General features: G+C 40.1%; 21 protein-coding genes. 10 read left to right on the top strand and 11 right to left on the bottom strand.

What is annotated here, in order from left to right; all coding sequences use genetic code 11:
- Positions 1-923 precede the first annotated feature (923 nt).
- The gene (locus GS399_RS15835; RefSeq protein WP_160845630.1) at positions 924-1,790 is read right to left on the bottom strand and encodes a hypothetical protein; all 867 of its coding nucleotides are present in this window, start codon (positions 1,788-1,790) and stop codon (positions 924-926) included.
- 59 nt (positions 1,791-1,849) lie between these two features.
- Positions 1,850-3,187, bottom strand: coding sequence for a PQQ-binding-like beta-propeller repeat protein (locus tag GS399_RS15840; RefSeq protein ID WP_160845631.1), 1,338 nt, complete (start codon positions 3,185-3,187; stop codon positions 1,850-1,852).
- A 168-nt stretch (positions 3,188-3,355) separates the two neighbouring features.
- Between GS399_RS15840 and GS399_RS21035 the strand changes: the two genes are divergently transcribed.
- Positions 3,356-4,153, top strand: a complete 798-nt coding sequence (locus GS399_RS21035; protein WP_160845632.1) for a helix-turn-helix domain-containing protein — start codon at positions 3,356-3,358, stop codon at positions 4,151-4,153.
- On the opposite strand, the gene GS399_RS15850 is transcribed toward GS399_RS21035, so the two are convergent.
- Together GS399_RS15850 and GS399_RS21000 are read right to left on the bottom strand one after the other, a co-directional pair.
- A complete protein-coding gene (locus tag GS399_RS15850; protein WP_160845633.1) occupies positions 4,150-4,956 on the bottom strand; it encodes an alpha/beta fold hydrolase in 807 nt (268 codons plus the stop codon). The genes GS399_RS21035 and GS399_RS15850 overlap by 4 nt on opposite strands.
- Before the next feature lie 543 nt (positions 4,957-5,499).
- Positions 5,500-5,622, bottom strand: a complete 123-nt coding sequence (locus GS399_RS21000) for a hypothetical protein (protein WP_255491695.1) — start codon at positions 5,620-5,622, stop codon at positions 5,500-5,502.
- Between the two features lie 67 nt (positions 5,623-5,689).
- On the opposite strand from GS399_RS21000, the gene GS399_RS15855 reads away from it, so the two are divergent.
- From GS399_RS15855 to GS399_RS15870, 4 genes are all read left to right on the top strand, one after another.
- Positions 5,690-7,093: an RtcB family protein gene (locus tag GS399_RS15855; protein ID WP_160845634.1), complete on the top strand. Its 1,404-nt coding sequence runs from the start codon at positions 5,690-5,692 to the stop codon at positions 7,091-7,093.
- A 4-nt stretch (positions 7,094-7,097) separates the two neighbouring features.
- Positions 7,098-7,712, top strand: a complete 615-nt coding sequence (gene prfH, locus GS399_RS15860; protein WP_160845635.1) for a peptide chain release factor H — start codon at positions 7,098-7,100, stop codon at positions 7,710-7,712.
- A 31-nt stretch (positions 7,713-7,743) separates the two neighbouring features.
- Positions 7,744-8,259, top strand: coding sequence for a tetratricopeptide repeat protein (locus GS399_RS15865; protein ID WP_160845636.1), 516 nt, complete (start codon positions 7,744-7,746; stop codon positions 8,257-8,259).
- A 565-nt stretch (positions 8,260-8,824) separates the two neighbouring features.
- A complete protein-coding gene (locus tag GS399_RS15870) occupies positions 8,825-10,162 on the top strand; it encodes a Fic family protein (protein ID WP_160845637.1) in 1,338 nt (445 codons plus the stop codon).
- 274 nt (positions 10,163-10,436) lie between these two features.
- Here the strand turns inward: GS399_RS15870 and GS399_RS15875 are convergent, their stop codons facing one another.
- Together GS399_RS15875 and GS399_RS15880 are read right to left on the bottom strand one after the other, a co-directional pair.
- Positions 10,437-11,213 (bottom strand): Cthe_2314 family HEPN domain-containing protein, encoded by a 777-nt coding sequence (locus GS399_RS15875; protein WP_160845638.1) that lies wholly within the window; start codon positions 11,211-11,213, stop codon positions 10,437-10,439.
- Between the two features lie 422 nt (positions 11,214-11,635).
- Positions 11,636-12,298: a hypothetical protein gene (locus GS399_RS15880; RefSeq protein ID WP_160845639.1), complete on the bottom strand. Its 663-nt coding sequence runs from the start codon at positions 12,296-12,298 to the stop codon at positions 11,636-11,638.
- Positions 12,299-13,137: 839 nt separating this feature from the next.
- Here GS399_RS15880 and GS399_RS15885 point away from each other — a divergent pair.
- On the top strand, positions 13,138-13,647 hold the full coding sequence (locus GS399_RS15885) for a LabA-like NYN domain-containing protein (protein WP_160845640.1): 510 nt from the start codon (positions 13,138-13,140) through the stop codon (positions 13,645-13,647).
- 280 nt (positions 13,648-13,927) lie between these two features.
- On the opposite strand, the gene GS399_RS15890 is transcribed toward GS399_RS15885, so the two are convergent.
- The 3 genes from GS399_RS15890 to GS399_RS15900 form a co-directional block, all read right to left on the bottom strand.
- A complete protein-coding gene (locus tag GS399_RS15890; protein WP_160845641.1) occupies positions 13,928-15,370 on the bottom strand; it encodes a hypothetical protein in 1,443 nt (480 codons plus the stop codon).
- Positions 15,371-15,588: 218 nt separating this feature from the next.
- A complete protein-coding gene (locus GS399_RS15895) occupies positions 15,589-16,182 on the bottom strand; it encodes a hypothetical protein (RefSeq protein WP_160845642.1) in 594 nt (197 codons plus the stop codon).
- Between the two features lie 196 nt (positions 16,183-16,378).
- A complete protein-coding gene (locus GS399_RS15900) occupies positions 16,379-16,756 on the bottom strand; it encodes a helix-turn-helix domain-containing protein (RefSeq protein WP_160845643.1) in 378 nt (125 codons plus the stop codon).
- 126 nt (positions 16,757-16,882) lie between these two features.
- Here GS399_RS15900 and GS399_RS15905 point away from each other — a divergent pair, with 126 nt between their 5' ends.
- Both GS399_RS15905 and GS399_RS15910 read left to right on the top strand, forming a co-directional pair.
- Positions 16,883-17,812, top strand: coding sequence for a HEPN domain-containing protein (locus GS399_RS15905; protein WP_160845644.1), 930 nt, complete (start codon positions 16,883-16,885; stop codon positions 17,810-17,812).
- A complete protein-coding gene (locus GS399_RS15910) occupies positions 17,796-18,293 on the top strand; it encodes a hypothetical protein (protein ID WP_160845645.1) in 498 nt (165 codons plus the stop codon). Before GS399_RS15905 ends, GS399_RS15910 begins: the two co-directional genes overlap by 17 nt.
- 224 nt (positions 18,294-18,517) lie before the next feature.
- On the opposite strand, the gene GS399_RS15915 is transcribed toward GS399_RS15910, so the two are convergent.
- The gene (locus GS399_RS15915; protein WP_160845646.1) at positions 18,518-19,219 is read right to left on the bottom strand and encodes a hypothetical protein; all 702 of its coding nucleotides are present in this window, start codon (positions 19,217-19,219) and stop codon (positions 18,518-18,520) included.
- A gap of 5 nt (positions 19,220-19,224) precedes the next feature.
- Entirely contained in the window at positions 19,225-20,460 is a 1,236-nt protein-coding gene (locus tag GS399_RS15920) for a hypothetical protein (protein ID WP_160845647.1), read from the bottom strand.
- Between the two features lie 165 nt (positions 20,461-20,625).
- On the opposite strand from GS399_RS15920, the gene GS399_RS15925 reads away from it, so the two are divergent.
- Positions 20,626-21,657 carry an LLM class flavin-dependent oxidoreductase gene (locus GS399_RS15925; protein ID WP_160845648.1) on the top strand — a complete coding sequence of 344 codons (1,032 nt, stop codon included), beginning with the start codon at positions 20,626-20,628 and terminating at the stop codon, positions 21,655-21,657.
- Positions 21,658-21,781: 124 nt separating this feature from the next.
- Positions 21,782-23,116 carry an alpha-L-fucosidase gene (locus tag GS399_RS15930; RefSeq protein ID WP_237487970.1) on the top strand — a complete coding sequence of 445 codons (1,335 nt, stop codon included), beginning with the start codon at positions 21,782-21,784 and terminating at the stop codon, positions 23,114-23,116.
- The last annotated feature ends 597 nt before the right edge of the window (positions 23,117-23,713 follow it).

A 23,713-nucleotide genomic window follows, 5' to 3' on the forward strand; every position in this document is an offset into this window, starting at 1 on the left:
CAGGCAGCTTGCAGATCAGCCGTCTGACGGGTTGACGTTCTGAAAAAGTTTACACGTTTTTCAATAATGCTGTTATGGGTTTACAGGTTCAATTACCCGTATCAATAATCTGTCGATGCACACTGACTTAATAGTTCATTGTCATTCTGACGTGCAATAGGCTGTGTGCGAGAAGAAGGAAGAATCTCCACGTTTATTGGCAGTGTGAAAGTTTTAGCAGAGCCAGCTTTAATTAATAGGTGATGAAAAGATACAAGCTGCAAGCTCGCACCGCAAAGGGGTTCACCATACTGCGGCTGTGCAGTTGATAATGGTAGGTGATAACACCGACTATAAGGGAAAGTTAGATATATCCATAATAACCCTGTTAAAGCCGGCTTATGTGATTCGCCTGAGCAATACAAGCTTTCGTCGCCTAAGTATTATTATTGCAACCAAGATGATGCACTGATTACTCATTACAAAGAACACATTTAGTGGTACGGTGATAACACCGACCACAGGTAAATAAGAACTTACGGTTATAATTACAGAGAATCTTTCTTTTAGAAATGGTTTAAAACTCAACGACCGGAAGGTATAAACAGGAGATTTTTTTTCAGTGCGTAGGCGGCTTGTAGACGGCTTCAAGGTGGCTTTGGAAAAGGTATTAAAAAAAGCGGTATTTTTTATTTTTTTAAGACTTGTATAAGGAGGGTAGACCTTGTGTTAAGGATTGACTTTGAATGCTTTGTCATCCTGAACGCTGTGCTGTTTAGAAAGTGAGTTGGCGAGTGAAGGATCTTCGAGATGACGTTGTAAACTTCAATTATAAGCAGTATCAAGCTAGCCATTGCGCCGTTTGCTCTGAAGCCAGAGTATCGTATTCAGTACCGGTAAAACATCCTGCGAACATTTAAACCAGCAAGGTTTGAAGATTTCGATTAGTGAACGTTATTTGTCTCTTCCTTGCCAGGAGAACTTTCAGAAAATATTGAAAAGCCAATTCCTATTCCCCACCAAGTTTTTCCCTGATATTTCCAGCCATTTACATCACTTGCCTTAAGGTTGTCCCAACCGATGAACAATCCAATCTGAAGTTTTTTCCATTCAATGACTTCTCCTATCGATAAGCTAATCGCGGCAAAATCGCCGGCTTTTTTTATAGTGTTATTTGTATTTGAACTATCTAATGTTACCGATGCTATACCGATTCCAAACAATGTACTCCAATCTGTATTGGGGAACCATTTAAATAGTCCTCTATGCTTAAATCCACCTATTCCGCTGATCGAAACATCCTTAGTGAAATCTGCCGTCCCACCTCTCGCTTTAAAAGGTAAAGTGGCTACTCCAACTGCAGGCGACCAGGCATTTTCGCGTTCGGCGGCCAAAACCGTTAAGTCACTAATGGGTATTATAAAATAACGCTGGTGCCAGTTTCCTTGTTCGTCCTGGGAAAAATTGTATGATACAATTTTGTCCTGAGACGTTGAATTTGTTTTATCTTGAACAAGCATTGCACTTTTTGATGCTGAGCCTGTCTTTTTCTTTTTTGCCTCTTCTATTTCTCTGGCATTACCCCAATTCCAAAATCTGACTACATAATTATCATCCACCTTATTGACTACGGTAAATATCGCGTCTTTTAAAAGCTCTTTTTTTATAAAACCTGAAGTATCTCCGTTAATTGTGCACTCTTGCATTTGATGCTCAACCTTTAGTTTATAATATTTTCCAATTGCTTCTTGTGAAAAACCAATTTTTACGATCGAACACAAAAAAATGATGAACCAGATAAAGCGTTTCATAGTGTTAATTTATTGCTTTTTGAGATTGAGGTTATTGCTTGTTGAGCCAAAACAATGTTTTATTTTACAAAAATTGAAGTTGCCTCAGCGTCATTGCTACCGTCTGTTAAAGAGGTAGCTATTCCATTTTTCCAGATTTTTGCGACCTTGATTCCTGCGACATTATTCTCAAATCCTACTACATAAACATCCGTTCCCGAAACAAAAACTGAAGTAGCTACTGCATTGCGGGTGCCATCTGTCAGAGCAGTACCCACTCCGTTTTTCCAAATCTTTGCAACCTGTTTATCAGCAATCTTTTCTAGTCCCGCCGCATAAACATCTGTTCCTGAAACAAAAACCGAAAGCGCAGTTGAAAAGAGGTTGCTGTTTGAAAGAGCAGTTGACACACCATTTTTCCAAATCTTAGCGCCACTACTATCATATCCAGATACATAAACATCTGATCCTGATACAAAAATTGAATTGGCCCAACTTCCGAGGGTGTCACCAGTAAGAGCAGTTGCTACGCCGTTTTTCCAAACTGTTGCAACAAGATACTTTTGGGTATCCTGCCGCTCCAGTCCCGCTACATAAACATCTGATCCTGAAACAAAAATGGAATTTGCCATAGCATAGTAGTTAGTTGAGAGAGCCGTGGCTACCCCGTTTTTCCAAACTGTCGGACCATTTCCGCCATCCCCCGCCACATAAATATCTGCCCCCGAAACAAAAACTGAATTGGCTACTGGTTGATACTTGTAAACATATGGAAGAGCAGTACTCACCCCATTTTTCCAAACTACAGCATTGGCCGCCTTTAAACCCGCAACATAAACATCTGTTCCTGAAACAAAAACTGAATTGGCAACACCATCCTGGCTGTTAACATCTACAAGAGCAGCGGCTACTCCATTTTTCCAAATCATCGGAATTTTCCATCCTGTAGTATTGTTATAGCGATACCCCGCGATATAAACGTCACCCGCCGTAGTTGAAAAATCCACCTGCGCGCCATATGCTGTACCATTACTATTCGTAGCAAATGCGCGAACGTAATAAGTAGTATTTGGGTTTAAACCGGTAATTTTACTGCTAAAGCTTCCAACACCCGTGCTGTCAGTTGTTTTGGTTGTTAAAGTAATATCCGGGTTGGCACTCGTAGACCATACAACTCCTCTCGCAGTTATTGGTGAGCCACCATCTGAGCTAACATTTCCGCCACAGGTTGCAGAGGTCGCTCCCTCAACAGATGCGGTCGCAGTAGTTACTGATGGTGCGAGCTTATTAATAACGGGATCTGTTATATCGCCCTTTTTTTTGCAAGACGAGACAAACAGAAATATTAGAAATACCGCTAAACCTTTAAGAATAGATCGCCATTTTTTTTTGTGAAGAATAACTTTGATCAGTGTCATTTGGAAAGAATTTTTGGTTTGCCCTTTTCAATAGAATTTTGAAATCGTTGTTTAAATTTCCCGTTCAATTCGTCGACAATCAATAGCCTTTTCCGGCTATTTTTAGTATTTTTATCTTGATGTCTTTCCTGACATTTTATGGTTTCTATCACAACTATAAATGCCGTTATGGCCTCAAAAAAAATTGTCACCTATAAGGATCTGCTAAGCGATGTGTATTATCCTCCAAAGGATATAGATTGCATGGAGGTGCTGCAACTATTGAGGCAGGCTGAGTCGATACCTCAATATTTGTTACCTTTTAAGGGATGTATCCAGGTAATCGATTATACCCAGCACCGGCATGTCGCGCTGAACGGACCGTTTAAAAATATGACCGGATACGATCCAAGAGATGTAATTGAAAATGGACTGGACTTCGTCATTGATATATTTCAAAAAGATGATTTTAAAATATATAACGAAATGATTTTTGGCCAGGCGACTGAGTTTCTGTGTAACAACGCGCAAGAGGAACATAGCTCATACCTCTTTACCTATTCATACAGGTCAAGACGTGTAGACGGCAAATGGATGCAAATATTTCAGCAAGGCAGCTATATCACTGATTCAAAGTCCAAACAACCTCATTATGGCATAGCTTTTATAGCCGATATTTCACCACTTAAAAAAGACACCTCCATGATCTTTTCCATAGATAAGAAGACGAATGAAGGCGGTTTATGTAATTATACTAATCTGCTGACCAATTACTATTATCCCGAACCGGAAGAATCCAAACTTTCAAAAAGGGAAAGAGAAATAGTGGGACGCCTGGCCGATGGGCTAAGCAGTAAACAAATTGCTGGTAAACTATTCATCAGTGAGAATACGGTTGTAAACCACCGAAAAAAAATACTAAAAAAAACAAATACCAGGAATGTTGCAGAGCTGATCCGCCATGCTTATATGAAAGGGATCATTTAGAAAACCGCAGCAGCAAAATCAATTAGTAATTGATTAAAAACAGCAGGATTTTCTTCGTTGATTATGTGAGCAGAATGCACAATCCGGTAAACTTTTCCATTCCATAAGGGAGAAAAAGTGTCGAGGTAATTCGTTTTTACCAATTTTTCGTCTGTGCCGAAAACCACGCAAACAGGAACGTTCCAGTTTTCAATGTTATTTAATTCGTCAGACCATCCGGCAGATGCGGTTACATTGCCAATTGCTTGCCGGAACGCCGGGTCGGTATTTCTGTAGCTTTTATAAGTTCTTTCGGCGACGTCTTTATTACTTGTTGCATAGTTAATATAATCTCTAAGCTCATTTTCGGGAGGATTAGCAGCTATTATCAGATGACCAAAAGGCCCCGGGGTGATAACAACTTCCGGCGGAAGCTGATTGTTAATAATGCATGGACTAGTTAGCACAAGGCCTTTACAATTATTTAGCGGGGGTAATATTTCACCGATGACGTTAGTTCCGTAAGAAAGTCCTGCTAAAATAAACTCGCCGGGCTTAACAAGTTCGATTAATTGCCGAATTAAATTGCCAAGCTTTTTCAATGTGTACTCATCGGGTTCATGGAACCACTGAGAATTGCCATGCCCCGGAAGATCTATAGCTATTAATTGGTAGTTTGCTGATAACTCATGGTCTGACAGTTGTGCAAGCCATGTTTTTGAAGACATCGAACCTCCATGTATAAAAAAAATAGCCTTTTCACCAGTGCCGTTCATCCTTATCGCCAGCGTTTTGCCATTGACCTGGACCTTATTTTGAACCATATTAATTAATAAGCTTGCGAAATTCCCAATTGACTTCCGATACTAAATTTACGCATAATTCTCATCGTGATAGGTTAGCATAAATATCAGCATCAGATCATTGTAAATCAATTAATTAAGATGAAAATACGGTTCACGAATTTAGTAAAATGAACCCTTGATTCAAAGGACGTCACGCGGGCCTTAATAGCCGGACGGAGGCCTGGGTTCCGTAAAGATTTAAGCGGCTCTTAGACAGTCGGTAGCACCAGAGTCGAAAGACTCTTTTTTACTGGTCATTCGAAGTGACGCTGCACTGAACACTTCGAACAGCAGGGGGTGCAACGTGCAAGGCAACCAGCAGAATCTGGTTCATAGAGATTTATTGGTCCCGCCGGACACTAAACCATCTGGTTCTGCAGGTTGCGCTACTTGAACTCAGACAGTGAGTTAATAAACTTTCATGACCTTTCACTTTTAACTTTGAAGAGTAAATTTTATTTATACTTTTGCAGCCAATTCCTTAATCAATCTCAAATACTTAGGAATTATGACTTCATTTATTCACATATAGCCCTTTCGATCCAGCTGGTTAGCTAGCTTCAATACCTTTATTGTATTACGAGTAGTTTGCTGATGCAAGGCATTGCCGAAAGGTATATCCGGTCCCGGATGAATTATCTTCATTAAAATCAATTTTCAATAACAATTAAAAAAGAGGATAGCTGTGGGCTATCCGCAATGAAGATCCTGTATGGACAATTCAATAAAAACAAAAGATTTAACCAAAATAAGTTATACAAATAATACGGCAAGGAGCCTTGTTGCATCGGTATTCAACAAGCATTTCAAATACCATTCGAAAGATGAGAAGCTGGAAATTCTTGTTCAGATAAAAGATAGGCCGCAGGACTTTCTGGCTAATGAAGGAACAGCTAAGATAGCCCAGGTTTTCGCCGGAGGTGAGGATAGAATAAAACCAAGCTATTTTTCTCTGCTGGATAAGCCGGCAGCATTTAAAGTGTACGGCGCCATGCACGTTGATGACCATGCAATTAAGCAGATGGAACTTGCTATGTCGTTGCCAATTAGCATACAAGGCGCATTGATGCCCGATGCACACGGTGGTTACGGATTGCCGATAGGAGCAGCGCTGGCCACAGATAATGCGGTAATTCCATATGGCGTTGGCATGGATATCGGTTGCCGGATGAGGCTTTCCATACTGGATGCAAGCGACAGCTACCTGCAGCGGTATGATTTTCAGCTAAAGCAGGCGCTTCGGAATTTCACGCATTTTGGTATGGAGGGGGGCTTGGGATTCAGGCAGGAACACGAGGTTTTAGAGCATCCCTTATTCAGATCGACGCCATTGCTTCGCAGGTTGCACGGAAAGGCGGCAAGACAATTAGGTACTTCCGGGAACGGGAATCACTTTGTAGAATTTGGTGAGATCATGCTTTATGAAGGCAATAGCCTTGGCTTGCCGGCAAACAAATACCTGGCTTTGCTTTCCCATTCCGGTAGTCGCGGCCTGGGTGCTGCTATCGCTAAAGAATATACCGCCATCGCGATGGAACGTTGTAAACTTCCTAATAATACCAGGCAACTGGCGTGGTTAAGCCTCGACTCTGAAGCCGGAGCAGAATACTGGCAGGCTATGAACTTAGCAGGCGATTATGCTAAGGCTTGCCATGATAGGATACACATCAATGTGCTGAAAGACCTGGGACTTAAAATCCTGGCTAAAGTGGAAAATCACCATAATTTCGCCTGGAAAGATCGGTTGCCCGATGGTAAAGAGGTAATTATCCACCGCAAAGGCGCTACGCCCGCACATGCAGGTGAATTGGGAATCATACCCGGCAGTATGACTGCTCCGGCATACCTGGTAAGGGGGCTTGGTATTGAAACTTCGCTTTACTCTGCTGCTCACGGTGCTGGGCGTGCCCTAAGCCGGCAGAAAGCCAAAGACAGTATGACGGGTTCGGGCATGAAACAGCTCTTGTCAAAAGCCGGGGTAACGCTTATCGGAGGAAACATCGACGAAAATCCCCGGGCATACAAAGACATCGAGAAAGTGATGCACGCGCAGAAAGCTCTCGTAAGTACGGAAGGTGTTTTCTATCCCAAAATTGTAAGAATGAGTAAAGACTAACATAATGGAAGAGAAAATATTTTTAATCACCGCCGGTAGCGGGCCATTGGAATGCTGCCGGGCAGTATACAAAGTGCGAGAACTTCTGATAGCGCAGGCTCGCAAGCTGGACTTGCAGGTGGAAATACTGGATGAGATACCTGCAGAAAAGACAGGCGCTCTCCAGTCTTGTACACTCAGGTTTAAAGGATTTGTTCCTGAGGTCTTTATGAACGAATGGCAGGGCACGGTACAATGGATTGCGGCGAGCCCTTACCGGCCCGCACATAAGCGCAAGAACTGGTTCGTAGGGGTGGAAATCCTGGAAAATGGAGCGCCGGTAAGCTGGAATGAATCGGAGGTAACGTTTGAAACATTTAGAGCTTCCGGTCCCGGCGGGCAGAACGTAAACAAAGTTGAAAGCGCTGTAAGGGTAACGCATCAGCACACCGGGATTCAAATCCGGGTGGCGGACACCCGTTCCCAGCTCGAAAACAAAAGTATAGCGCTGAAACGATTAGCGCAAAAATTAGAAGCGCTGCAAAATGAACAAGCTTCGCAGCTAAGGCATGATACCCGGAACAAACATCTTTCCCTGGAACGGGGAAATCCGGTTAAAGTGATCAGAGGGCCGCTGTGAAAATTTTAGAGATTTTAAATGACAAATGAATATGGATATTTATTGTACGATAGAAGAACGATACATCCAGGCAACTGAAGAGCTAAGGTATGGTGAAGCCGCCAAAGCGCTCCGGTTGTTCAACGAACTTTTGATAGCTGATACTGCTTATGCACGTACCTATTTTCAAATAGGTATCATCAACTATTATTACATCAAAGACTACCAGGCCGCAGGATATTATTTCAGTGAGTGTATAAAGTTAGATCCCGGTTTCCCGGATGTATATACGGATTTTATAAAGCTTCTTGTTTTCCTCAATATGCAAAAGAAAGCGAAGCAGATAGCATTTAAGGCGATGGAAGTGGCAGGTGTAGGCCAACGACTGATTTACCAGCAGCTAGGTCTGCTTGAAGAGAAAAATCAGAATTGGAGCGCTGCCATTAATTATTACCAAAAGGCTTATGCGTATTCGCTGGATAAAGAGGACGCCGATGAATCAACGGCTGACTTGGAACGTGCTAAGAGTAAGCTGTCAAAACAGGCCAGGTTTGTTTACAGCAGTTAGGATTCTTGCCGGGGTTTATTTAGAATTGGTCGGCGAATATAATTTACGGTCATCCGGACTGGTCCGTGCAGTATGCGGGAACGGGCTAGGTGGCTTTTGCCAGAGTTTGGACGGGCAGAGGCTCGAGTTGGGCCGCGCATTTGCACAGGCGCTAAGAGTTTCACCAGCACGAATTGACCCATCTTTGTCATTCTGACGTGCGAAGGAATATGCAGGGAAAGGAAGAATCTCCGCGTTTATTGGATTTGCGAAAAAATCAGCAGAAAACATTTTTACGGCGTTCCAAATATGAATTTAATTTGGAGTCGAAAGACTCCTTTTTATTAATCATTCGAAGTGACGCTGCGCTGAACACTTCGAACAGCGGTAGCTGCAAGCCGAACTGCCAACAACACCATCAAGAGTCGTTATAAGGATGCTGTATTACACTTCTTAAAATATAAAAAGACCAATATTTCCTAATTCGGAATATATTGGGAAATATTATATTGATATAATTTCCTAATTTTGCTATTATTAGGAAATATTAGCACAGAATATTGCTTACGCCTTGTAGTTTAAGTCAATGAAAAAATTAGAATTCGCTCCGGAATGGTATAAACAAGATCTCTTTGAAGAGGTGATGCAAATAAGATTTGATGAACAGGTTGAGAGCTTAGTGAATAAGCTAAATGAGAATTATTATTATTGGGATAAAGTAAAATATTATAAAACAGAAATAGTAAAAACGCCTGAACTATTATGGGCTGCAGTAAAACTTAGCAGGGTAGTTAATGCGAAAAAAGTAGGATTTGGGTCCCATAAATTTAGCTATAACTTAACCAATAACATCCAAAGAGGCTTACATGAATTTGATTTAAATATTGGCGGTAATCTTGGAGCTAAAAGTATCATACCTGAAGACGATAAAAGAAGGTATCTGGTAAGTTCGATAATGGAAGAAGCGATTGCGTCAAGTCAGATTGAGGGCGCAGTTACAACACGTAAGCAGGCCAAAGAAATGCTACGTAAAAACATCAAGCCTAAAACGAAGTCCGAGCAAATGATTGTGAACAATTATAATACAATCAATCATATTGTCAATATTCAGGGCGAGCCTTTAACCAAAGATAAGCTCCTTACAATTCATAAGTTGATTGTAAATCAAACGATGGATGACGCCGGTGATGAAGGAGTATACCGGGACAATAATGATATTAATGTAATCGACAGCCTGGATGGCGAGATTGTCCACATTCCACCTAAATACACGGAAGTTCCTGAATTGATCGACGCATTAATAACTTTTTTTAATGATCAGGATGAAAATGAATTTATACACCCCATCATTAAAGGCTGCATTATTCACTTTATGATCGGGTATATCCACCCTTTTACCGATGGAAATGGAAGAACAGCGCGAACTTTATTCTACTGGTATCTATTAAAAAAGGGTTATTGGCTGACCGAATACCTATCTATTTCAAGGCTTATAATGAAAAGTAAAAATCAGTATGCTCAGGCCTACTTATACACGGAGACTGACGGCAATGATTTAACCTACTTTATCAATTACAATCTGAAAACCATGCAGCTGGCGTACAGTAGCTTGAAAGATTATATTGAAAGAAAAATAAGTGAAAAAAAACAGATCATAAATTTTCAGAAAATCGACGGTGTAAACGAAAGGCAGGCTATTATTATGAAATGGATTTATGAGGAACCAAATCTTTTATTCAGTGTGAAGGAGATCGAAAACCGAATGATTGTTTCTAATCAAACTGCAAGAACTGACTTGGAAGGATTGGTTAATAAGGGGTTTCTTCAAATGATAAGCTTGAACAAAAAAACAAAGGGTTTTTGCAGGGCTGATGAGTTTGAAAACCTGGTAAGTAAAGAATTGCCTGCAAGAGCTATGATTTAGTACTCGTTATAAAAGTAATTTAACATACCTTCTATTTAAACAGGAAATATAGGAAAAGGAAGAATCTTCGCGTTTATTGGCGTTTGCGAAATAATCTGTAGAAACAGCTTTTATAGTGTTGCAAATACGAGTATAATTTGGAGTCGAAAGACTCCTTTTTATTTATCATTCGAAGTGACGCTGCGCTGAACACTTCGAACAGCGGGGTTGGTATAAATTAGTTTTTGGTTTTTGAATTTTATGTTGTTGAAAGATGCGGCAGATTCTTTAATTGCTACGCAACTTGAGTCAGTTCAAAATGCCTTTTGTGAAATTGATCTAACAATATCCCGTAAATAGGAGTTATCAAGTCCTTGATTTCTTGATTACATTTCAGCATCGCTTCTTTATATTCGCTTACTTTAATATCGGTTTTCCGCTTAGATACAATTTTTAATTTATCAATTTTAGGATTTGTTGAAGTTTGTATAAGCAAATGATACAACTCAATTTCTCTCAAGTCTTGATACGTAATTTTTTTACTATGAGCTATACTGTTTCTCTCATCTCTAAATTGATCGACGAATGCCGAAAGTTTAAATAACGATTCATGTAATAACGGCACTTTTTCTATTTCGGCGGAATGTAATGCTTTTTTATTTTTCTTATTCTTTAACATGAAATGTGGTTTGCAACAAAAATTAGCCAAGCCAATTTGTAATACATGATTTACTAAAATCAATAGGCGGTCAATCACTCCAGTGACTCTTAATAAATGACCTTCAATATGATATATTATATATTCAAATCTTGATATATTATTTTTTTTTAAGGTGTTTGTGTTTCTAAAATTAGCTAAGAGATACCCTGAAGTATTTAGTTGTTTTATAAGATCTTCTAACTCAGCTGACGCTAAGAAACAGTCAAGTAAATACTTTTCTTGTTTTAACAACGGTCGGTTCGGCGTAAAACCATGTATTGCCTTAGAGCTTGTATCAACTTTTTTAATCATGTCACTGACCATAATTGCTAGCTGTTGTAGAAAATCGGTTAATTGAAGAACCTCTGACATATTTTTGACTAATTATACCATCGTGTTACATTAGTGAATTGGTCGTCGAAGCTAAATTTAAAGAAAAACAACGATAAATTAATTCAATATTAATGATTAAGCAGAAAATAGCGTCCCGTGCAATTTTTTAGCAAACGTTAATACATGACTTGAAATTTTATTTGGTTACTCGATACCTGCTCAAGGTCCCAATCCTGGCCTCAAGTTTCAATTTGCCGGCCTGAGCTAAGACTAACTTAGCCCATTCACTAGAAGAAAGGTTACAACTTTCATAACTCTGTCATCAAGTACAAAATATCAAATCGTCAAAAGCTCCATTTCATTGGCTTAGTTTTTTTAGATGAAGTTGTAAACTTTAATTATATACGGCATTAAGCTAACCTTTACACTATCGCACTTAAGCTTAAGGCCAGACTAAGATTTCAATTTATTCTCGCAATAAATTCAGAAACGCCGGAGTACATTACTTCAACCTGCCCTTTTGAATATTCATCATATTTTCCATGAGCGGCACTATTTCGAAGGCCTAGCCATCCTGTTATATTCTTTTTGTCAATGGTGCTATAGACCGATGCCTTTGCTAATTCGTCGTTTAAAAGATTTGCTTTCTTAGATTCGATTTTACCTTGTTTATTTACTTCATATAATATTGAATTTTTGTTGCATAATTGCCTCATATGTTCTTCCAATACCGCTCCAATCATTACAGCTGCAGCGTCCTTATAATTTTCGGATAAAAAATATTCAGACATTTCAAGAAAGTCGGAGAAAATTTCCGCTGATATTAGCTGCTTGTAAGTCTCAAGCCAACCGTTAACTAATTCATATTTTAGGTTTTCAAGAATGGCGATACCAGCTTTTATATGAAGAAATTGGGAATGACTTTCATGTTTTGAAAATTCTTTATAGTAAATGTGCTCTTTACCAACAACTGAAATTAAAGTAGAATAGGTCAACGAACTAAATTGAGAATAAAGACCAAACCTCACTGCATCACTAATATTTGATTTACTCAAGTTTTTATATATTTCAGTACCTTTTTCAATTGTAAAATTGATTCGCTCGATAATTCTAGAGTTATTCATTAAGTGATTTAAATTATAATAGTAATGCACCCTTGGACATACTTTTTTCAAACGCGTACATCAAAGGAACGGCTTAGTGGCATTTAATATAGTAAGTGTGTCTTAATTCAAGCGATTTAATTACAGATTCGCTCACCACTATACAAAAGTCGATAATAAAATAGAGTTTCTCTCTTAGGGTCGAGAGACTCATTTTATTAATGATTATTCCACTTCTAACGGCAATGGAAGTTTTGCCGGTAAACAGCCTTTGTTTTTGGATTAAATATGTGATAGGAATATACGAGCTGCAAGCTCGCATCAGCAAGGGGGGTGAGTTGGGATCACCCGTCTGACGGCTCAGGCAGCTTGCAGATAGCCGTCTGACGGGGTGACGTTCTGAAAAAGTTTACACGTTTTTCAATAATATTGATATGAGTTTACAGATTCAATACCCGCAATAGCAACCAGTAGATACAACTACCTTACTAATTGTCATTTTGAAGTGCAGTAGGTTGTGTAGGAGGAGAAGGAAGAATCTCCGCGTTTATTGGCAGTTATGGAAGTTTTGGTAAGCCAGCTTGAATATTAAACGAAAAGATACGAGCTGCAAGCTCGCACCAGCAAGGGCTTTTTTCTCAAATGGTTCATATACTAATACTTGTAAACTTTAAAAAATTCACTGAATCAGCACACATTGTACACAAGATGTAACTCAGCCGCTTTACCACTGCTAAACAATTTATCTTAGGTACTTAGTAATAAGCCATATGTTACAGTGATTGGCTTGTTGAAATAAAGTTCAATAAAACATTTAATCACTTCATTAAATTTTATTTACCATACTTGACAAACAGACAATGAGAATTTCAGTATTTGTTGACGGAGCAAATTTCTTCTTCATGCAAAAGCAAAAACTTCAATGGTTTGCTGACCCTAAGAAATTACTTGATTTTATCGGTACAAAAGGGGAGATCAATGAGGCCTTTTACTACATTGGGCAAGACGCACCGCCTGAAGCTAAGCAACAAGCATTTCTTGATGCGTTACCTACAATGGGTTATTCGCTTGTCTCTAAGCAAATTAAAACAATCTATGACACTAGAACTGGAGCTACAAAACGGAAGGCAAATTTAGACATTGAAATAGTACTTGATATGTTTAACACGATTGATCATTACGATATGGCTGTGTTGGTAAGTGGAGATGGTGACTTTGAACGAGCTCTAACGCTATTGCGAGCAAGAGGGAAACAATTATTGGTTGTAGCGACAGAAGGATTTATTGCGAGAGAACTTAGAAATGTAGCAGGCCGACATTACCTTGATATGCAAAGCATTAAGGTCGATATTGAAAAAACACGTTATTAATTTAGCGTGTATATACTTATTCTTGCAATATCCTTGATCTGTGTTTGCTCTTAAGGAAACAAATTTTTTTCTTTTATACTAGGCCGTCGATTAATTAGGAACAAAACCAACTTTGCTGTCAAACCCGTTTAAGAACAATAAGCTAAATAACTCAAGTAAATCGAAATGTCTGAAAATGGAAATTTTAGAAAGGTAATTGTCGGTTTAGGTCGAGCTTCATGTTTACTCTATACTAGCCAGCCGAGAAGCTAAAAGTAAGCTAAAATCAGAATCAAATCCATCACTCAGTTTGCCGTATCAAATTGTTCCTTACTAGTACTTTATAAAGCCGTTCAATTATTATATCTTCACGGCCACTATCACCAGGATGGGGGTGACTAAAGTCACCTGCAGCAAAACTGTTAAAACTTAGCGCATATTCTTCATCGAGGCTATAATCAAATAAGGGTTCTATTATTTCAGCCGGGAGCTCAGCAATACAGGTGTCTTCTATTTCTTTTCTAATAGGTTCTTTCAGATCATGCATATAGTAAATAGCCAACAAGTGATAATGGATCATTCGGCACAAAAAGTCCATACTAATCACATTTACCTTCAGTCCTTTTATTAATTCGTTAATGCACAGTCGCATGCACAATGGAAAAAAACCAACATAACTGCTATTAGAAACATAGCTTTTATCTTTGTTGAACGATCTGATCCATTGTTCTGTCACATCAAATATTTTTCCTATTAAGAAGTGATAATTTGTTGGGTATTCGGAAGCTTGAATAGAGGAATAATTATAGCTGTCTATTCCTTCTATACACTTTTCCAACATGTTTGAAAAAATGCTCTGCATATTTCCATAGTGGTTAGCCACAGTGTCCATATCGACTTTCTGTGCTATTGATTCTTGATATAGCAACTGAATAAAAAGAATGTGAAGGTACAACGGGAAGTGAAGTTCAAGATCATCGATAATCTGATCTGTTTGTTGATTATAAAGGCTTTGAAATCCTTTTATTTTTTCATTTTGTAAATGAACGAGATACCAATCTTTGATAATTTTTAAACCACCGATCTGAATAAGCATTGCTGGCTTTTCATGCAGCAATTTCCATAACAGAACATTGTCCTCATTAACTAAGTATGAATCATTATTAGACCTTAATTCTTTATAGAAAATAGAATTATTATTGTTGATTAAATGCTTGAAAAATATTGCAAAGGAAGCATTGTCAATAATACCAAGATACTCTATATAAAAATATGGATCATTTGTATTGGACTCGATAAAGACAGGATCAAAGATTATAGTTTTATAACTATCAAAATATTCTTTATCACTTGCCCTTAGTTCGTATTTATTAAATAGATTAAAAAAGCGGTCAAAGTTTCGCCTCATAATCTTTCTGTAGAGGTTTATCAGTTCTGTTTTGGGGAGTTGGTTTGGTATTTTATACAACTTCCATCCGAAATAACTAAAAAGAATAAGCAAAATAAGAAGTGCCCAATTGTTTGAATGGAAGCCACTTGCTATTCGAAAAGCATTTAATGCCCGAAAGTGTATCAATAAGGCATCATACTTTATAAGCACTAAAATGGTTAAAATTGTGAACAAAAGCAAAAATGGATCGTAGCTACCTAATTTCAACCTTATAACGGCCCGCTCGTCCGACGAGTATAATGCATAAACCGCTAAAACAAGACTGAATACAGTGAACCATTCGCTTACTCCCATTATGTCGATTTAAATTATTTTGATATTAGTTCTTTTCGTAATGACTCACATTTTTTCGGTTAGTAAACGCTTGATCGCAAATGAACGGATCATCGTTACTGCTGCTTCGAAGATTCGCGTTGCCGAAATTTTAGCCCTCCATCCCGAGCGTACACGACGAGTTCAAAAGACAACTTATAATGCTTTTGAATTCCTTGCTATATTTAAACGGCCTATGATTACTTGATTCGACTATTTTCATCTTTGAATCGTTTTATCTCTAGAATTACTTGATTATCGGCCTCTGTAAAGTTTTTAAGTAAACAATTTAATGGATAACTGAATTTAGCTGAATAAAAAATTTCAAGTTTCTTTTCAAATAACATTTTTGTTGAATTAGATATCGTGGATATTGCAATCTTTTTCTTAACTAAATTAAATGATCTAATTACTGATAACAATTTGTCGGTATCGCGATCAGAATTTAAGTAGTTTACAATATATTGCTCATCATTCTCGCCGATTATTTCAAAATAATTACACATGGCGATATAACCATGCATTATTTTTTCAGTTGACGGCATACCGACACGAGTCTCTTTAAGCACTATAGAATAGTTACTATAGTCTTGTTCCAATTGATTGATTAACATGAAAATTACATCAACATCATTTCGCTCTATTTGCAGTTGATCGGATTTATATTGTAGCCTTAACGTTTTAAAAATAATTATGCCGGTAACAACTGTAGCAGTAACTATTGACCAGTCGCCGACAGTTCCCCATACGTCAGAAGAAAATGGTCCAAAGTGATTAATGTCGGTTAAGTACATGTCTCGATTTCTTTAGAATACCTGTAATCTATTGTCTAGCCAATACACAAGTTTACTACATTTCGTTAGTTAAATTAACCTCTGAGATTTTAGTAATAAATTAAGTAGCAGATGATTTTAAATGGTGCCATAAACAATGTGTTCTGAAATCGGAAAGATTTTTAAGATAGAATTTTAAAATGCCTAGGCATCGGTTCTATTTTCTCAAAAGCTTTTCGAGGTATGTGATCTTATCCTTTTCCGCCTGCACCAATCGCTCATATAGCTCAATGACTTTATCTAAAGGATTAAATGTACAATGTTGACGGAAGTCACCGCTGCTGTGATCATGGAAATTATTGAAATAATTAAATACAGCTTCTTCACTAAAATTCTCGATAGCCTCAGTTGTTACTCCCAGCACACCCGCAATCTTCTTCAGCATATCTTCCTCAACAGTCTCACTTGCTTCAATCCTTGAGATAGTTTGCTGGCTGATCCCGAGTTCCGTTGCCAGGACGTCCTGTTTCATCCCCCGCAGTTCGCGAATGCGGCTGATCTTTCTTCCGATATGAGGTCTAGCTGTTGTTTCCATAGTTCAAATATATACGATTTAGCGTTGAGTAAAACAGTGATGAAGATAAGTAAAATACTTATGCTTTGAGTAGGGTACCGGGCTTTGCCTGGCAAACTTTGGGTGAACGAATTTAAAGTCCGGCTTATGAATGGTCATCCACTTACACTCAGCATCCTGCAATACAAGAGCTTACAGGAAATCACCGGCTTACTGGCGAACCGTTACCAGCCAGAGGGCATTATTTGTTTCGGGTATAAGAATAGGCAACGTCAGTCCGCCGGCTGCTTCGCCTCGCATGTGAATTCTGAGAGCTGCCATTATTTTCTCCTGCTGATCACGAAAGAAAACGCACGTATTGAACATGAGGTACAGGAGTTTGTGGATCATCGTTATAGAAATGGCAAACTGACGATCCTTGCTCATGGAAAAGAAACAGTCGGGGAGGGCATTGCCCGAGGCAACCTGTTCTTTACAAGCGTTTGCCGGTACGGGTTCCAGCTGTATTCGTCCAGCGGCTTGTGCCTGTGCTTTGATTACCCGGAAGAAAATTTCGAAACAAACCTGGCGGAGTGCAGCAGTAATGCTTACCAGCGCCTTGAAATGGCCTCGAGCTTTTTAACGGCTGCGGAAAAAAGCCTGTATGAAGAACATTATGCGGCCTGCCTGTTTTTGCTGCACCAGGTGGTGGAGCAGGCTTGTTTGGCGTTGATCCGGCTGTTTATGGCTTACCGTGCTGATACGCATAACCTTTCCCGCCTGCTGGAGCTCACGGAATGCTTTTCTGAATCGGCCGCTTATTTTCCGCGTGAGCTGCCAGAAGATCAGCGCCTGTTCCGCATGCTCATGAAAAGCTATTCGGACTGCCGTTATAAGGATGCCTTCGAGATAAACGATGAAGATGCGCAGTCTTTATTTAAGCGGGTTAGCGGATTCTTTGCCGCCCTGAAGTCGCTTTGCCATAACAGGCTGGAGGATGAAACGGCAAAAGAGAACGTGCAGGAGCAGGTATTTTCGGCCTTGCCAGTTGGTTCGAATTCAACCGAAAACCCTATGGTACATGTGCCGGAAGATTAAACAGGCCGGAATGGTGCCCGTCACCGGTTTGTTTGCTTCCGTGCTGAAAGCGTATGTGTTATGCTATTGTCTCGTATTTCCGCTCGGCAAGTCGTCCTGTTTTCCGCCGCTGCTGGTTCCCTGTATTGCGGTCGCCGGCGAAAGCGGCCGTATCAAGCGCGTTAAGCGCTTCATCATTCGTGAGCATGACTGCCATGAATTGGAAATCGGCCGTAGCCTGCAGCGATTGAACAGCCTTTGTTTCAGCATGTATATCCTGGCTGCTTTGTATGAAGAACTGTATGCCCAGGATGAATCACACGAGCAATTACCTGCCATTGCTGAAGCCATTACCAGGTTGTGGCAGCAGGTTATTCCGCTGTTAGCGAAGGACGGCCTGCTTTATATGCTTCGCTGCCGGAAGCTTAAAGCGCTGAAGCGGCGTCCAGGGAAATTGAGCATGGAGGTGCGAGTATGTCGTGGATCTGTCAAAAGCAACTGAACTTGTAGTTATTAAGGATGGATATCAGGAGATGCGGGTTGCAAACCCGCCTTTATGAGAGGTTCGGGATGCGCAAGCGTAACATCCCGAACAGCGGGAGAGGTTTGGGTTTGGTCGGGGTGAGATTCAGAAAAATCTGACAAGATCAAAGACTAATAAATTAGTTCGATACAATCGCATATCTCCGGCACCCGCGTTTCAAACGCGGGCGATGAGATGAATACTTATTCTATGTTCTTTTCTAGGTTGTGTTTATAATTTAACGCAGCATTTCGAAAGAATCCTACCTCAGTGGTTTCAATGAAACGATTTAAAGAATGAATTTTATCTGTTAATTCACCGGACTGTGCAACAATATGAGTTAAGGAATTTCCAGCCTGCTTAAATTTTATATAGGCTTCATTTACCATGTCCTTTAGATCTGCTTCAGCGATTGCAATTTGATATTGCGATTTTAACTTTTCAAGCAATATATTAAACTCGTTTACGTCTGATTTAAATACAGACACCGTTTTTGAAAGGTAGGTATTTAACAATTCCAGTTTAGACTCCGTTGTTTCGCGGTCAAGTAAGTATTCTTTCACTTTAAGCAAGATATCATCTTCGGTGAATTCAGATTCAATTTTGATCGTGTCAACGATAGCTAATATTCTTATTAAAATTATTGGGTATAAATAGTCGGTTTTTGACAGGGTATTAAGCAGGTCATAATTAATTAGCATTGCTTCTTTATAAAGCTTGTTTTCCTCATAAATAGTACTTTTCCAGGCTTGTAGTTTATATGCAATTGATTTAAAATCATGCCTGGCTAAATTGTGTTTTTCAAACTCTTCCAGGATAACAATATTATCGACATGGTATTTTGACTCCACAATATTGTCAATCAATGTATTGAACTCATCGCTTATATTATTTTTTACTTCCATAGTAGTTATTGAGATTGTGAAGTACCCGGTATATAAATGTCCGGACATCGGTTAAAATCCCAGTAGCCATTGGACCGGCAATACTGTAAACAATCGTCGCATGGTATATTAAAAGGCCTGTTAGTTCGACATGCAGTATACATATTTATGCATTGATCAAGGTCTTTGTTGTCTTTTGTCGCATTATAATAAGTACTGGCTTCATAGATATATATGGTTGCTATAATGCCTACACCAATTAAGACCATCGGAACAGATAATGTAGGGGTCGCTATTATGGCCACAGCGGTCAAAACTTTTCCTCCGAATGTTTGCCCGGATTGAAAATCATACCCTTGGTCTGAAAGAGCCTGAACTTCAGGTAATAGCCAAGCATTAAACTGCGCGTTATAAGTAAATTCAACTGTTCTTCCGTTTGGATAAGTATACGTATAAGTCAATCCATCATATGGAGACTGAGGCAATCCGAATTGTCCAACAGTGTAAGTTGGACCAGGGCTATTGCCACCGTTACCGCCCGAACCAGCACCACCTTCTCCGCAATTATCGCAAAAGGAATACAGATACTCCCAGTTTCTACCTTGATCTGTTACCCAAAATACGTCATAACATGCAGATGTTTGGGATTCACCACAAAGAGTTATATATCTGTGCCTTTGTGAAGTGCTTTTTATACTGGACGCTGGCAAAACTCCCTTTTGGATACTTGCAGCGCCTGTCATTAATCCGTATTTATATTGTCTTCCTCTTAAGTATCTGTAATTTATATCGTATGTGATGATGGCTCCGTTAAAACCAGTTATTTGTGTATAGTTGAACGATGAAAGTAGTAGCTTTTTATTTTGTTTAATGAAGTTAATATCTCCATAAAATTCAACTATTCTACCATATTTAACTTTGTTATCCCTTTTTAGAAAAACAAAGGCCCTTAGAAAGCCAATGTTTGCAGAGTCTAAACTGAATTCTTTCGCAGGTACGATTATCAGCTTCGTTCCATTTTTTAATTGAACAGAATCTTGCTGTTGCCATATTGGTTTCAGTAAGTATTTTGACTGACCACTTAGGCTTAGAGATTTCGGATTCGTTTTAATCTTAAGCAATTCCGAATTATACCAATCCTGGACCGACGAGTAATCAATAGAGTTATTTGAACTGTGCGGAAAAGTTTCGTTTTCTGATCTTTTGCATGAATTGATGAGTACCAAAAGAGCACAAGACATTACAAGTACAAATTTTTTCATAATCTTTCAATTAATAAGTTGTACGATATTGGAAAAAAAATGTTTCATAACAGCTTTTTGTTAAATATTCTTAATCCTGAGGAATAACGTTAGTTTTACGTGTCCGAGTGTTTCCCACTTGCCATCCCCGCCTTTCCCGTCTATCTTTGCCACCAAACAAACACCATGGAACTAGGTATTGGATTTTTCGGCGACCTGCCACATAACGAAAAAGGCGAAATACAAGCGGCAAAAAACAGGCTGCAGGATATCATCGAAGAGATAAAATTGATGGATCAGCTGAGGCTGGATTTTTTTGGTATTGGCGAGCATCACCGGCCCGACTATGCAGTATCTGTGCCCGAAGTTATTTTAGCAGCTGCATCAACGGTTACGAAAACTATCAAATTAGGGAGCGCCGTTTCGGTGTTAAGCTCTTCGGATCCGGTTAAGCTTTACCAGAGTTTCGCTACCGTTGATTTGCTGTCTGACGGGCGGGCCGAGCTGATGGCCGGCCGGGGAAGTTTTATTGAATCGTTTCCGTTGTTTGGTTATAACCTGGCCGATTACGACGCCCTGTTCGAAGAAAAATTAAATTTATTACTACAAATAAACAGCAACGAGCGTATCAGCTGGAAAGGCTCTTTCCGTTCTCCGTTGAATGATCAGCAAGTTTTGCCAAGAGCTGTTGGTGACAATCTCGACATCTGGATAGCTGTAGGCGGCACGCCGGAATCAGTGGAACGTGCCGGCCGGCTGGGTTTACCGGTTGTTTTTGCAATCATCGGCGGCAGTCCGGCGCAGTTCAAACCCTTGTTCGATTACTATAAAAAAGTTTACGAACATTACGGACACGATCTGGACAAGTTCCGTGTTGGTGTGCACATGCATTCGTTTTTCGGAACCGATGCCAGTGAAATCGCCGGATATTATTACCCGGTATACTCGGCGCAAATGGACCGGGTGGGCGCAAGCCGTGGCTGGCCCCCATACCAGCAAAACCAGTTCGATATCGGCCGCAGTAAGAATGGCCACCTTGTTATAGGTGACGCCGAAGAAGCTGTCGACAAAATTCTTGCTATGCAGGAAATGTTTGGGTTAACCCGTTTCTCTGCACATATGGATGTGGGAGGCCCTTCGCACGATAGGATGATGAAATCGATTGAGATTTTTGGAGATAAGATTGCGCCGAAGGTCAGAGAGGCTTTGAAAAAGTAATAAATTCATTGGACCAGGTGATTATTCGCGGGCGGATAGTTTATGCTTCACAACGGATGAAGGAGCGGCGCGCTGTCGCTTAATTCCCCGGAATTACTAAATTTAGCTAATCAATATAACCTCCATGAACTACAGGAAATTTCTTTTCGCTGGTCTTTTTTTATTGTCCATGACTTTCTGCATGGCTCAGACGTATACTCCTTCGCCCGCTAACCAAAGCGCCAGGCAGGAATTTAGAAACGACAAATATGGGTTGTTCATTCATTGGGGGCCTTTTAGTATTCCCGGCGATGGCGAATGGGTGATGAACAACCGTAATATCACCGTTAAAAATTATACCAGGCTGGAGAAATTTTTCAACCCTATTGATTTCGACGCGGCTAAATGGGTATCGATGGCTAAGCAGGGTGGTATGAAGTACATCACGCTAATAAGCAGGCATCACGACGGTTTCAGCATGTGGGATACGAAATACAGCGATTTCAATATCATGAACACGCCGTATAAGAAAGATATCGTGAAGATGATGGCCGATGAATGCCATAAGCAGGGAATTAAACTGTTTTTATATTACTCTTTGCTCGACTGGCGCCGGGATGATTACCAATACTGGACAGGCAGAACGGGACAAGGCACCGGGAGAACTGTTCATGGCGACTGGAACGATTATATTCAGTTTATGAAAAACCAGCTTACCGAGCTTTTGACAAACTATGGCGAAATAGGCGGAATATGGTTCGACGGCTACTGGGATCAGATGGCCGAGGAAAGTAAGACCAGGAAGGAGACAGACGTTAAACTCGACTGGCACACGCGTGAACTGTACGACCTGATACATAAGTTGCAGCCGCAATGCCTGGTTGGGAATAACCACCACATCACACCTTTGCCGGGTGAGGATTTCCAGCTGTTTGAACAGGATGTACCGGGCGAGAACAGCCATGGCCTGAGCTTCCAAAAGATATCGGCTCTTCCACTGGAAACCTGCGCTACTATCAATAATAGCTGGGGCTTTAACCTGGTCGACACGAGCTATAAAACGCATGCGCAAATTGTGAACCTGCTTGTACGGTCGGCAGGCAACGGCGGCAACCTGCTGTTAAATATCGGGCCGATGCCAAACGGCGAGATACAGCCCGAATTTATCGATCGCATCAACTGGATGGGTAATTGGCTGAAAACTTATGGAAACAGTATTTATCAAACGACGGGAGGTTATATAAAACCACAATCATGGGGTGGCATCACGCAAAATGGCAAGTATGTTTACATTCATCCCTTGAAACCTAAGGGCAATTCACTGACACTGGAAGAGGTGCCATTCAAGGTTGCTAAGGCATATCTTCTCAAAACAAACGCACCGGTAAAATATTCACTGCAGGGTAAATCGTTAAACCTGTCGGTTGAGCAGCCTACCAGCGATGATCCTGATAAAGTGATTGTACTTGAAACCAGGTAAGCCGATGTCATTGAGTTAAGGGAATATCAAAATGTCACGCCGAGGGGGCCAGTGTAAATATTGGAACTTTAAAATCATTTCAATGGTGGGAGCGGGAGGCTTTCTTTTTGAAAACGGGCGCGCATCACGTTTGGCTGCTCCAGTCCCGCCATTCAGTCCAAGTCCTCGCGCTGGCACGCCTATCGTGTACCCAAAAGTTTAAGTTTTCATTAGCCTCCTGCCGGCAAGGCATTTACTTTTGAAAAGGCCAAAAGTAAACAAAAGCCTTTTCAATCCGCCGAGGTGCCTTTTTACTCATTGTCTTACACACATTAAAAAACCACAGCGCTTATTTTTATTCGGCACAGCGTATTGAAAGCGTTTGCAACCTTGAACATAAAACCACTGCGTTATAGGCTTGGCAGTGCTTTACGTTTTTTTCTGCTCCTGTTTTTTTAATTCTATCCGGCACTTGCGGATTGATCGTACTTCGGCTGGTGCTGACTTCTGATGATCGGTTGTTGGGTGCACTGCCAAGAGGAACGTTCATAGAATTCAGACTTTTGATAGTAAGAAACGGCCTTCGGAAATTTGGAAGTGAGGGCCAGTAAATTCACT

The sequence above is a fragment of the Hufsiella arboris genome (genome assembly GCF_009834875.1).
GTDB classification, from domain to species: domain Bacteria; phylum Bacteroidota; class Bacteroidia; order Sphingobacteriales; family Sphingobacteriaceae; genus Hufsiella_A; species Hufsiella_A arboris.

What these genes read in the sequence shown, in the direction of transcription:
- GS399_RS15870 (WP_160845637.1), top strand. Translation starts at nt 8,825, where the DNA reads ATGAAAAAATTAGAATTCGCTCCGGAATGGTATAAACAAGATCTCTTT.
- GS399_RS15850 (WP_160845633.1), bottom strand. Translation starts at nt 4,956, where the DNA reads ATGGTTCAAAATAAGGTCCAGGTCAATGGCAAAACGCTGGCGATAAGG.
- GS399_RS15835 (WP_160845630.1), bottom strand. Translation starts at nt 1,790, where the DNA reads ATGAAACGCTTTATCTGGTTCATCATTTTTTTGTGTTCGATCGTAAAA.
- GS399_RS15895 (WP_160845642.1), bottom strand. Translation starts at nt 16,182, where the DNA reads ATGTACTTAACCGACATTAATCACTTTGGACCATTTTCTTCTGACGTA.
- GS399_RS15890 (WP_160845641.1), bottom strand. Translation starts at nt 15,370, where the DNA reads ATGGGAGTAAGCGAATGGTTCACTGTATTCAGTCTTGTTTTAGCGGTT.
- GS399_RS21035 (WP_160845632.1), top strand. Translation starts at nt 3,356, where the DNA reads ATGGCCTCAAAAAAAATTGTCACCTATAAGGATCTGCTAAGCGATGTG.
- prfH (WP_160845635.1), top strand. Translation starts at nt 7,098, where the DNA reads ATGGAAGAGAAAATATTTTTAATCACCGCCGGTAGCGGGCCATTGGAA.
- GS399_RS15880 (WP_160845639.1), bottom strand. Translation starts at nt 12,298, where the DNA reads ATGAATAACTCTAGAATTATCGAGCGAATCAATTTTACAATTGAAAAA.
- GS399_RS15920 (WP_160845647.1), bottom strand. Translation starts at nt 20,460, where the DNA reads ATGAAAAAATTTGTACTTGTAATGTCTTGTGCTCTTTTGGTACTCATC.
- GS399_RS15910 (WP_160845645.1), top strand. Translation starts at nt 17,796, where the DNA reads ATGTGCCGGAAGATTAAACAGGCCGGAATGGTGCCCGTCACCGGTTTG.
- GS399_RS15930 (WP_237487970.1), top strand. Translation starts at nt 21,782, where the DNA reads ATGAACTACAGGAAATTTCTTTTCGCTGGTCTTTTTTTATTGTCCATG.
- GS399_RS15840 (WP_160845631.1), bottom strand. Translation starts at nt 3,187, where the DNA reads ATGACACTGATCAAAGTTATTCTTCACAAAAAAAAATGGCGATCTATT.
- GS399_RS15855 (WP_160845634.1), top strand. Translation starts at nt 5,690, where the DNA reads ATGGACAATTCAATAAAAACAAAAGATTTAACCAAAATAAGTTATACA.
- GS399_RS15925 (WP_160845648.1), top strand. Translation starts at nt 20,626, where the DNA reads ATGGAACTAGGTATTGGATTTTTCGGCGACCTGCCACATAACGAAAAA.
- GS399_RS15865 (WP_160845636.1), top strand. Translation starts at nt 7,744, where the DNA reads ATGGATATTTATTGTACGATAGAAGAACGATACATCCAGGCAACTGAA.
- GS399_RS15900 (WP_160845643.1), bottom strand. Translation starts at nt 16,756, where the DNA reads ATGGAAACAACAGCTAGACCTCATATCGGAAGAAAGATCAGCCGCATT.
- GS399_RS15885 (WP_160845640.1), top strand. Translation starts at nt 13,138, where the DNA reads ATGAGAATTTCAGTATTTGTTGACGGAGCAAATTTCTTCTTCATGCAA.
- GS399_RS15875 (WP_160845638.1), bottom strand. Translation starts at nt 11,213, where the DNA reads ATGTCAGAGGTTCTTCAATTAACCGATTTTCTACAACAGCTAGCAATT.
- GS399_RS15915 (WP_160845646.1), bottom strand. Translation starts at nt 19,219, where the DNA reads ATGGAAGTAAAAAATAATATAAGCGATGAGTTCAATACATTGATTGAC.
- GS399_RS21000 (WP_255491695.1), bottom strand. Translation starts at nt 5,622, where the DNA reads ATGAAGATAATTCATCCGGGACCGGATATACCTTTCGGCAATGCCTTG.
- GS399_RS15905 (WP_160845644.1), top strand. Translation starts at nt 16,883, where the DNA reads ATGAATGGTCATCCACTTACACTCAGCATCCTGCAATACAAGAGCTTA.